Source organism: Enterococcus thailandicus (assembly GCF_001886265.1).
Taxonomy (GTDB): domain Bacteria; phylum Bacillota; class Bacilli; order Lactobacillales; family Enterococcaceae; genus Enterococcus_B; species Enterococcus_B thailandicus.
In genome coordinates, this window is record NZ_JXLE01000009.1 from 101,775 (window position 1) to 112,075 (window position 10,301).

At 36.7% G+C, this 10,301-nt stretch carries 9 protein-coding genes and 1 tRNA gene; 6 read left to right on the plus strand and 4 right to left on the minus strand.

Annotation, left to right across the window (positions count from 1 at the left end; genetic code table 11):
* The first annotated feature begins 105 nt into the window (after positions 1–105).
* Both RV17_RS08020 and RV17_RS08025 read left to right on the plus strand, forming a co-directional pair.
* Positions 106–1,299, plus strand: a complete 1,194-nt coding sequence (locus RV17_RS08020) for a quaternary amine ABC transporter ATP-binding protein (RefSeq protein ID WP_071868952.1) — start codon at positions 106–108, stop codon at positions 1,297–1,299.
* Complete coding sequence (locus RV17_RS08025; RefSeq protein ID WP_071868947.1) at positions 1,292–3,019, plus strand: ABC transporter permease/substrate binding protein; 1,728 nt, start codon at positions 1,292–1,294, stop codon at positions 3,017–3,019. Before RV17_RS08020 ends, RV17_RS08025 begins: the two co-directional genes overlap by 8 nt.
* 109 nt (positions 3,020–3,128) lie before the next feature.
* On the opposite strand, the gene RV17_RS08030 is transcribed toward RV17_RS08025, so the two are convergent.
* The 4 genes from RV17_RS08030 to RV17_RS08045 form a co-directional block, all read right to left on the minus strand.
* The gene (locus RV17_RS08030) at positions 3,129–3,551 is read right to left on the minus strand and encodes a VOC family protein (RefSeq protein ID WP_067482913.1); all 423 of its coding nucleotides are present in this window, start codon (positions 3,549–3,551) and stop codon (positions 3,129–3,131) included.
* Positions 3,552–4,213: 662 nt separating this feature from the next.
* Positions 4,214–4,286: transfer RNA gene (locus tag RV17_RS08035), tRNA-Lys, on the minus strand.
* A gap of 586 nt (positions 4,287–4,872) precedes the next feature.
* A complete protein-coding gene (locus RV17_RS08040; protein WP_067482912.1) occupies positions 4,873–6,171 on the minus strand; it encodes a PTS sugar transporter subunit IIC in 1,299 nt (432 codons plus the stop codon).
* Between the two features lie 12 nt (positions 6,172–6,183).
* A complete protein-coding gene (locus RV17_RS08045) occupies positions 6,184–6,801 on the minus strand; it encodes an AAA family ATPase (RefSeq protein ID WP_067482911.1) in 618 nt (205 codons plus the stop codon).
* A gap of 44 nt (positions 6,802–6,845) precedes the next feature.
* On the opposite strand from RV17_RS08045, the gene RV17_RS08050 reads away from it, so the two are divergent.
* From RV17_RS08050 to RV17_RS08065, 4 genes are all read left to right on the plus strand, one after another.
* Positions 6,846–7,538, plus strand: coding sequence for a MurR/RpiR family transcriptional regulator (locus tag RV17_RS08050; RefSeq protein ID WP_067482909.1), 693 nt, complete (start codon positions 6,846–6,848; stop codon positions 7,536–7,538).
* Positions 7,539–8,010: 472 nt separating this feature from the next.
* Positions 8,011–8,577 (plus strand): DUF1836 domain-containing protein, encoded by a 567-nt coding sequence (locus RV17_RS08055; RefSeq protein ID WP_071868948.1) that lies wholly within the window; start codon positions 8,011–8,013, stop codon positions 8,575–8,577.
* On the plus strand, positions 8,570–9,430 hold the full coding sequence (locus tag RV17_RS08060; RefSeq protein WP_071868949.1) for a DegV family protein: 861 nt from the start codon (positions 8,570–8,572) through the stop codon (positions 9,428–9,430). The genes RV17_RS08055 and RV17_RS08060 overlap by 8 nt, the downstream gene beginning before the upstream one ends.
* Before the next feature lie 84 nt (positions 9,431–9,514).
* Positions 9,515–10,195: an MIP/aquaporin family protein gene (locus RV17_RS08065; protein ID WP_067482903.1), complete on the plus strand. Its 681-nt coding sequence runs from the start codon at positions 9,515–9,517 to the stop codon at positions 10,193–10,195.
* The last annotated feature ends 106 nt before the right edge of the window (positions 10,196–10,301 follow it).

The window sequence follows — 10,301 nt, forward strand, 5'->3', positions numbered from 1 at the left end:
CGCTCTTTTTTTCTTTTTTGACAAAGTGACTACATGATGTTACTATTGTGTGGTCACTTTTTTCATGAAAAAAATTTGAAACTTGCGAAAAAAAGGAGAATTGGTTTGACAAAAGTTGAAGTAAAAAAATTAACAAAGATTTTTGGTAAAAAGACACAAACCGCATTAGAAATGATGCAACAGCATCAACCAAAAACAGAAATTTTAAAGAAAACTGGTGCAACAGTTGGCGTATATGATGTTAATTTCGATGTGAAAGAAGGCGAAATTTTCGTCATCATGGGACTTTCAGGAAGTGGAAAGTCCACATTGATTCGATTATTGAATCGTCTGATTGAGCCAACAGCTGGAAATATTTATATTGATGGGGAAGATGTATCCCAATTAAATAAAGAAGAATTACGTGAAGTTCGTCGTCATAAAATCAACATGGTTTTTCAAAACTTTGGGTTGTTTCCACAACGAACAATTTTAGAAAACACGGAGTATGGATTAGAAGTACGTGGCGTACCTAAAGAAGAGCGTCAGAAGAAAGCGGAACAAGCGTTAGAAAATTCTGGCTTACTTTCATTTAAAGATCAATACCCCAACCAATTATCTGGCGGGATGCAGCAACGCGTCGGTCTAGCACGAGCGCTAGCAAATGATCCGGAAATTTTGTTGATGGACGAGGCTTTTTCTGCGTTGGATCCATTGATTCGTCGTGAGATGCAAGATGAGCTGCTTGAATTACAAGCTTCTGTTCAAAAAACAATTATTTTTATCACTCATGATTTAAATGAAGCTTTACGCATTGGGGATCGAATTGCACTAATGAAAGACGGAGAAATTATGCAGATCGGAACAGGAGAAGAAATTTTGACAAACCCTGCGAATGAATATGTCCGTGAATTCGTGGAAGAAGTCGATCGTTCGAAAGTCTTAACCGCCCAAAACATCATGGTGCCAGCTTTAACAACAAATATTGAAGTGGATGGACCAAATGTCGCATTGACACGCATGCGTAGCGAAGAAGTAAGTATGCTGATGGCCGTGGATAAAAAGCGTCACTTGAAAGGAATCATTACAGCTGAAAATGCTTTGGAAGCTCGTCGTCAAAAACGACCGTTGACTGATTTCTTAGATGAAAATGTGACAACAATTGATAAAGATATGCTAGTCAATGATATTTTTAATATTATTTATGATTCACCAACACCACTAGCAGTTGTTGATAATGGCAAGCTACGAGGAGTCGTCATTCGTGGAAGTGTGATTGAAGCGTTGGCAGAAACAAGTGAGGTGAGTGAACATGAATAATTTATTAAACTATCAAATTCCCGTTGCTGATTGGGTCGAAACAATGACGGAATGGTTCACAACGACATTCTCTGGCTTGTTTTCTTTCCTACAGACAATCGGGCAAGCAATCATGACTGGTATAACAAACATTTTGTTGGTTATACCAGCACCAATTTTCATTTTACTATTAACAATAGTAGCTTTCTTTATTTCTAAAAAACGTCTAGGTTTGACTTTATTTACACTGATTGGTTTATGGTTTATCTATAATCAAGGTTTATGGACTGATTTGATGAACACAGTTACTCTTGTTTTATTATCGAGTGTGATTTCAATTATCATTGGTGTGCCTTTAGGAATCTTGATGGCAAAAAGTGATAAAGCACAGAGTGTAATCAAACCGATTCTTGACTTTATGCAAACAATGCCTGGTTTTGTTTATTTAATTCCAGCAGTTGCCTTTTTCGGAATTGGAATGGTACCTGGTGTGTTCGCTTCTGTTATTTTTGCTTTACCGCCAACTGTTCGTTTTACGAATTTAGGCATTCGCCAAGTACCGAAAGAGTTAGTAGAAGCATCGGATTCATTTGGGAGCACAGGTTGGCAAAAATTATTTAAACTAGAATTACCTTTAGCAAAAAATACTATTATGGCTGGGATCAACCAAACAACGATGCTTTCATTATCTATGGTTGTTATTGCTTCAATGATTGGTGCACCTGGGCTGGGTCGTGGAGTACTGTCTGCTTTACAACGAGCGCAAGTTGGGAATGGATTCGTTAATGGTGTTGCTTTAGTTATTTTGGCGATTATCATTGACCGTTTCACACAACACTTGAATCAACCACGTACCAAAAAAGTAAGTGATGTAGCAGGAGCTAAAAGTAAAAAACGTCGTGGAGCCATCATTATTGCAACAGCAGTTATCTTGCTGGGTGCATTAGGTATCGGTAGCGTCTTTTCAAGTAAAGAAACGAAAAAAATCAACTTATCTTATGTCGAATGGGATACAGAAGTAGCATCAACGAATGTAGTTGGCGAAGTGCTACGTCAAATGGGGTATGATGTGACGATGACGCCCCTCGATAATTCAATCATGTGGGAATCAATTGCAAAAGGTGAATCAGATGGAATGGTTTCTGCTTGGTTGCCAAAAACACATGGTTCTCAATACGCTCAATATAAAGATCAAATCGTTGATCTAGGAGCAAATTTAAAAGGCGCAAAAGTTGGTTTAGTTGTTCCAGACTATATGGATGTTGATTCAATTGCTGATTTAACGAATCAAGCAAATAAAAAAATCATTGGGATCGAACCCGGTGCTGGTGTAGTCAACGCCGCAGAAAATACAATCAATACGTATGATAATCTAGCGGACTGGACAGTCGAAACATCTTCGTCAGGGGCAATGACCGTTGCACTAGGGCAAGCAATTAAAAAGCAAGAACCTATTGTAATCACTGGGTGGTCACCTCACTGGATGTTCGCAAAATATGAGTTGAAATATTTAGAAGATCCTAAAAATGGAATGGGTAGTGAAGAACAGATCCATACAATGGTTCGTAAAGGATTGAAAGAGGATCAAGCTGAAGCATATAAAGTATTGGACCAATTTAATTGGACCAAAGAAGATATGGAAGAAGTTATGCTAGAAATCAACAATGGAAAAGATCCACAAGAAGCTGCTAAAACTTGGATTGAAAATAACCAAGACAAGGTAGCTAGCTGGAAAGCTTAACAGAAGTTGGTTTGTGAGTTTATCAAAAAAGGAGTACAGCCAGTCTGGCTGTACTCCTTTTTGTTATTTTTGCCGTACAAAGAGAAAGTTACCTAGTTGAATGGATGGACTAGTCCTCCTCTAATGGAAGATTGACCATCCAGTTAATTCCGTAGCGGTCGGTGAATGTTCCATAAAGTTTTGCCCAAAAGGTGGGCTCTAAAGGCATAGTGACTTCTCCGGCCTCACTTAATTGTTGGAAAAGCTGCTTGGTTTCTGCTGGGGTTGTTGTCTGAATGACTAAAGCTACATTATTACCGTTAACAACAGGAGCGGACATTCCTTCTGGTGTGTCAGAAAACATAACTCGTGTTCCATAAATCATCAGACTAGCATTTAAAACAAGCTGTTTCTGTTCTTCCGGGATAGAAAAATCAGGTGAACTAGGCATATCTCCAAAAGTTGTCAGGTCGGTACAAGTCACTGAGAAGATTTCTTCGTAAAAATGGATTACTTCTTTTGCTTGATTAGTAAAGGTTAAATAGATGTCCATGTTGGTTCCTCCTAAAGGTTTTTCTGCAGAGTAAAATCTAGTTTGAGTTACTTAAAGTGGATGCCTACGTGACAACGAACAGCTGACAAAGCGACAGTCTGTATTTCATACTTCAAAGCTTAAATGAGTTATTAATGGAAAGCAAACGTTACGCTGTCTGCTGAAAAAGAAAAGGAACAACTAGTTTAAAACAGTAGTGATTCAAATGAAGGTAAGTCTTTTGGGGAACGAAAAGAATTAACCAATTGAGCGCTAAATCAATGCCGCATCTTCTTATCCTATACTCAGTTTAAATTAGTAGAAAACCGCTGGAAGACAATTGCTTTAGTAACGGCCTGTGAAAAATATCAATACTTATTGAGATCGATGATTAAGAGTCATTTCATTAGCTAGAAATATAACGCTGAACAGGGTGTTTCTACTATAAATATGTATTTATTTGGAAAATGAGAATAGCAGTTAAAGCGAAAATGAGGAAGGATAAGCAGAAAATTAGGAATAGAAGTTTTAATGAATTAGATTCTTTGCGTAGTATTAAGTTGAAAAAAGTAAGTAGCTTATCTGATTTTTATGCTCGAAAACAAAAAAAGAGAATGCGTAGTCTGTCTTCCAAACGTCCGAAGACGCCGACAAACTACCATTCTCGTGGGTTTGGCACCCAATGGGCCGTGAGGGGCTCGAACCCGCGACCCGCTGATTAAGAGTCAGCTGCTCTACCAACTGAGCTAACGGCCCGTACCAAAAGTACTTAATAATATTAGCACTAAGCGTTTTAAAATGCAAGAAGACATAGAAAAAAATCAAAGAAAAGTTTACAAGGTTAGAGAATTTTTTTCATAGTTTATTCATAATTTCTGGCTATTATATAAGCATACCAACAAAAGAAAGTTCTTAATAAAAGAACGAACCCTAACACTTTTTCATTTTTACTCCTTTCCCGCCGATTTTTCGGCGGGCCTCTTATTTCTTAACGAGAATAAAAACAAGCATGCTTTGGCTGGCGTGCTTGTTTTTTTGTGGAAAATAAGCAAGAGTCTGGACTATTACTGCCAATTTGCTAGTTTTTTTTAAACTTATTTTAGCAAAATTAACAGTATAGCTGAGGCATGCTAATCTTCAGTAGATCCTAAACTTAGATCATTTTGTCTGCAGCATCAGCAGTTACGCTAAAAAAGGCAGTTATTCATTTTGTGACACGAGCTATCCTCTCTCAAAAGAATGTTTGGAAGGATAGCTCGTAAAATTCATAATAAATTTTCGATTTCAAAAGATACAAAGAAATCTTTTAGGGTTAAGCAAATCGGGTAAACAAAGTTGTTTATTATTCTTCATTCACCAGTTTCGTCTTGTTATTTTCCATCACTTTGAAAAATGGGTAATAGATGACAGCACTGATAAGAATTAGTACGAGACAAAAGACAATATTTCGCCAATCCATACTTGAAAGATACGCCTGTGCAAAAAACGGTGTGAAGGACGGATCTACGATAAATCCTAGACCAATCAATCCCAGTTTTTGAGCAAAATAGGTTAGTAATAAAGAGACGATTGGCGTAACTAAAAATGGAATTGCCAAAATTGGATTGAAAACAATGGGTAAACCGAAAATAATTGGTTCATTTATGGAACAAATTCCAGGAATAATCGATAGTTTTCCAATCGTACGATATTCTGAAACTTTGCTACGCATCATTAAAATGACTAAACCAAGTGTTCCGCCAGCACCACCTAAAACAGAGATGCGGAACATTTGTAGATTCATAAGATGGGTCATCGTTTCGCCATTAGACATTTGCTCGGCATTCAGTCCAGTTTGTGCCATCCCCAAAGTAAAGACGATTGGAAAAATAATTGATGAACCGTTAATTCCAAATAACCATAAGATATTTCCTAAAGTAACTATTAACAGGAACCCGCCAAGACTCCCAGCAATGTCAGTTGCAGGTGTTAGCACGCTCATAATTGTTTCTGGGAAAATCTTTTTAGTTGTACTCAAGAAGAGTAAGTTAATTCCATAAAAAAGAATGATATTCGTCAATAGCGGGACCAAGGTGTTGATAAAGGTTGCTACCATGGGTGGTACGGTATCTGGTAATTTTAATTTAATATCTTTTACTTCAAATAATCGATTGATTTCAACAACCAGAAGTCCAATGATAATAGCCACAAATAATCCATTTGTTCCTAAATAATTTAAATTTATCGTTCCGTCTGTCACAGGTGTGCATACCATTAGAAAAATAACTGTTGCGACCATACCGTTCATAGATGGATTGATTTTGTATTCACTAGCAAGAGAAAAAGCAATCCCAAAAACACTAATTAGTCCGATAAGTCCCATAGTTAAATTGTACGGTGCAGTAATCAAATCATAATTTGCAACTGCGAAATCCTTCCAGCCTGCCATAAATTTCAGAAAAAAATTGGCTGTTTCGGGAGTATATTGATCTAAGTTGATAGGTGGGTTAGCAAAAATCAGAAAAAAAGAACCAATTACAATAAACGGTAAACCAAACATCATACCACTAGAAATTGCTTTAAGATGTCGCTGATTCCCAATTTTTGCAGCGATAGGGCTAAGCATGTCGTTGAGTTTTGTAATGATCGTAGAATTTTCCATAACATTTCCCCCTTATACTTGCCAAGGATTAAAAACAAAGGTACTTGGAACCACGTGCGTTGGATCATATTTCTCTATGATTGCTTCATATTGTTCTTTGTAGTTGTTAGTTACTTTTGCTTGTGGAACCACTTTACTGGCTTCATGTAAGAAATGTTCTGAACCTCGTCCCATTTCTTGGCCACGAGTCGTATGCTTGTCGAGTGCGATGTCTGGAATTTCAGGTACATAACCCATGGCAAAACTCTTTATCACAATATTTTTGAGTAAATCAGATGAACGATCTTTTTCTGACTCGCACAAGTAACGAATGGCATGAAAGAAAAACATTGCACGATCTGATTCATTATATTGAAACTCTTTACGCATCATGTTCAAGTTATTAATCATGATTGCAGCCATTGAATTTCCCATTCCAACATCTTCCACACTGATAGCTAATAATCGACGCCATAATTTTTCTTCAAATTGCGGTGAAGTGATGTACATCTCATAGGCAAATTCGCAGGCTTCTTTTTCTTTTCCTCTACGAATAGATTTTTGTAACGCGGAAATAACTTCGTCCCCTCGCAAACCATTTCTAGTAACCATTTTCGCCCAAGGGTCTTGAATAAACTGTTTTTCTGTCATAATATAATACTCCTAACTAAAGAATTGAATTTGAGGTGAACCTGTTGAATACGGAAACGCTAATTGAAAAATATCAGTTGAATGATTCAGAAGCTGCTGTTTTGCGATTTATGGATAAAAACCGTGAAACATTAAAAAATTTAGGTATTCGTGACGTAGCAAAAGAAACGTATGTCTCAACTGCAACGATTGTTAATATGGCAAAAAAGATTGGTTATTCTGGTTATAGTGAACTAGTTTTTGCTTATGGAAACAAGCAGTCTTCAAACAATTTCTCAAGTACTTTCTCAAGTGCCGACAGAGATACGTTCGTCCACTTGCTATCCGCCTATCGCGAAAAAAGAATCATGATTTTAGGATCAGGTTTTTCTCAAAATATCGCCAATCATTTTTCTGAAACATTTAATCTTTATGGATTTCGTGCAACAGCTAACAGTCACTTAGAATTTCTTCGCGAAAATGTTGAAAAAGATGTTCTGATTATTATTATTTCGAATTCTGGCGATACTTTTCGTTTAACAGAACTTGCAGAAATGGCAAAAAATCATCGAATCGATGTAATTGCCTTTGTTGGCGAAAAAAATTCTCGAATTGGACAGTTAGCAACGTTAACAATTAGTACAGAGACATATACAGCACAGGTTTTGTCAGAATATCAACCTAATCTTTTCTTTGGAACAGCATTAAATCAATTCGAACAATTACTTAGTGAAGCGTTAAAATCGATCTTTGAGTAGAAGAACGAGGTGGCCACTGTTTCTTCATTTCTTAGTATAAATATTGGGCTTGAAATTGTAAGGGGTTTCCTTGAGTTGTGAACATGTTTGTTAATTTATAAACGTGTTTAGAGGAAGCGGGTAGATCACAAAAAGTCCATTTGCTTAATATAGATGAAAATCGGATACATTTACTGTGCTTAATGTACAACTGTTAAAAATATATTTTGTAAAAAAATGTTCTTTCTTCGCGCATTTTGGTGAAAGTATCAATGAAGTCCGGCTAGAAGTTTTCTATATTAATAAAAATGATTGACCTAAAATTCTGAAAAGGATTTTGGGTCAATCATTTTTGCTGTTCGAGACGATGGTTCACGTTGTTCAAATTTTTTGTGTAATGAAAATTAAGAAAGTATCTAGTTTTAAAAACTAGATTGAATGTTTTTGATAACTTTGATATGATGTGGATGAAATTAGAAAAGGAGACGAACTAATGGAAAAAATGCGTGAACAATTAGTTGCGTGGGGAACAGATATTGAAACCTTTCGTTTGCCGCGTTGGGAAGAATTACCCGATTTAGAATTATACATGGATCAGGTAATCACTCTGATTGATCGTTATCTATCACCGATTATCCAAGGCGAAAAGCATCCATTATTGACGTCCTCAATGGTCAATAATTACGTCAAGCAAGGCTTGATTCCAGCGCCAATCAAAAAACGTTACAATAAGCGACATGTTGCTTTTTTAATCGCGATTACAACTTTGAAACAAGTTTTGACGATTCCAGAAATCAAAGATGGAATTTTGTTTCAAGGAAAAGTGATTGGTATTCGTGAAGCCTATAATTTATTTTGTGAAGAACAAGAAGCAGCGATTCATTTAATCAGTCAACAAGCACAAGGAAAAGAGCAAGCACCACTCATTTTAAATCAAACAATGGCAGTCGAAATGATTGCTGTCAAAACGGCGACATTATCTTTTGCCTTAAAATTACTTGCAGAAAAAACAATTATGTTAGAAACAGATTATCTAAAAGGGGAGAAATCAAATGAATAAAGAAAAAATTGCAATTTTAGTCGATTCAGGTACAGATGTTCCGGCAGAATTGATGGAACAATATCAGATGTATATGATTCCTTTGAAAATTATTTATTCAGATCGTGAATATATTGATAAGGTAGACATTACCCCAGAAGAGATTTATGAAAAGTTACCAACAGAAATTCCAGGAACTTCACTACCTGATGGTGAAACGATTACTGCTATTTTTGATCAAATCAAAGCAGATGGGTACGAAAAAGTGCTAGCAATTACAATTTCTAGTGGCTTATCTGGCACCTATAATGTTGTGCGATTGATTGCTGAACAACAAACGGCGTTAGAAACGTATATCCTTGATACAAAAAATATTGGAATTGGTGCGGGTTTCTCAGCTATTCAGGCAGCAAAATGGCTTGAAGAGGGAGTGAACTGGCAAACATTGATTAACAAATTGGAAACTCTAGTGAAGCAAACGAAAGTGTTTTTCAATGTAGCGACACTTGAATACTTACAAAAAGGTGGTCGAATTGGTTTAGTTGCATCCATTTTAGGAACAGCTTTGAAATTGAATCCAATCATTTCATGTAACGAGGAAGGAATCTATTACACGGTTGCTAAAGCCAGAGGTCGCAAAAAAAGTCTGGATAAAACTGTAGCGTTAATTAAAGAGCGAGTAGGAGATGCAAAAGTTTTCAATTTGGCTGTCGCACATGGAGCTGCGGAAGAGGAAGCACATGCAATGGAAGCAAGGTTGCGCCAAGAGTTTCCACAAGTGCAACAAATGTATTTTGGCCAAATTTCACCGGCTCTCGTAGTTCATACTGGACCTGGTTTATTAGGTGTAGGTGTTCAAATTTTGGGAGCCTGATTGAAAAATATGTCTCAGAAATGTAAATCCTTGGAAATTTTCAAGAAAATGATATAATTGCAAGGAGAGGGGATGTATTTTTTTATGAAAAAAGGTATCGCAGAATTTATTGGCACTTATATTCTAGTCTTTGTTGGGACTGGCGCAGCTGTACTAGGCGGAGGAGCAGAAGGGATTGTTGGGATTGCTGGCATCGCGTTAGCATTTGGTTTAACAATTGTTGCAGCAGCTTACAGTATTGGTACTGTGTCTGGCGCTCATTTGAATCCAGCTGTTTCGATTGCAATGTGGATGAATAAAAGAATTTCAGTTACTGAATTAGTTTATTATATCGTAGGTCAAGTTGTTGGGGCATTTGCAGCTTCATTAACATTATCTGGTTTGCTTGACTCAGCAGGTAAAAGTGTTGAAAACTTAGGACAAAATGTTTTTGAAATGGGTACAGTAGGTGCATTATCAGTTGAAATTATTTTAACTTTTATCTTTGTATTAGTTATCATGACTGTTACCAGCCAAACAAAAGGAAACAGCAGCTTAGCTGGTCTAGTGATTGGTTTGTCATTAACATTGATTCACTTCGTTGGGATTCCATTAACAGGAATGTCAGCTAACCCAGCACGTAGTTTAGCACCAGCTGTTTTAGTTGGTGGTCAAGCGTTAGAACAAGTTTGGGTATTTATCGTTGCGCCAATCGTAGGTGGGATTCTTGCAGCACTTGTTGCAAAATATCTATTAAATACTGAAAACGATAGCGTAGAAGCTTAAGCCTTCTTAAAAGAAAAGTCAGGACAGAAATGTTCTGGCTTTTTTTAGTAGCTTGAATTGTCAAATTAAGTGCAGCGTTACTCCAAAAAATATTTCGTAGGGTGTT

Excerpts from the sequence above, each read along its gene's own strand:
- RV17_RS08040 (WP_067482912.1), bottom strand. The coding sequence starts at position 6,171 with ATGGAAAATTCTACGATCATTACAAAACTCAACGACATGCTTAGCCCT.
- RV17_RS08055 (WP_071868948.1), top strand. The coding sequence starts at position 8,011 with ATGGAAAAAATGCGTGAACAATTAGTTGCGTGGGGAACAGATATTGAA.
- RV17_RS08065 (WP_067482903.1), top strand. The coding sequence starts at position 9,515 with ATGAAAAAAGGTATCGCAGAATTTATTGGCACTTATATTCTAGTCTTT.
- RV17_RS08060 (WP_071868949.1), top strand. The coding sequence starts at position 8,570 with ATGAATAAAGAAAAAATTGCAATTTTAGTCGATTCAGGTACAGATGTT.
- RV17_RS08030 (WP_067482913.1), bottom strand. The coding sequence starts at position 3,551 with ATGGACATCTATTTAACCTTTACTAATCAAGCAAAAGAAGTAATCCAT.
- RV17_RS08045 (WP_067482911.1), bottom strand. The coding sequence starts at position 6,801 with ATGACAGAAAAACAGTTTATTCAAGACCCTTGGGCGAAAATGGTTACT.
- RV17_RS08025 (WP_071868947.1), top strand. The coding sequence starts at position 1,292 with ATGAATAATTTATTAAACTATCAAATTCCCGTTGCTGATTGGGTCGAA.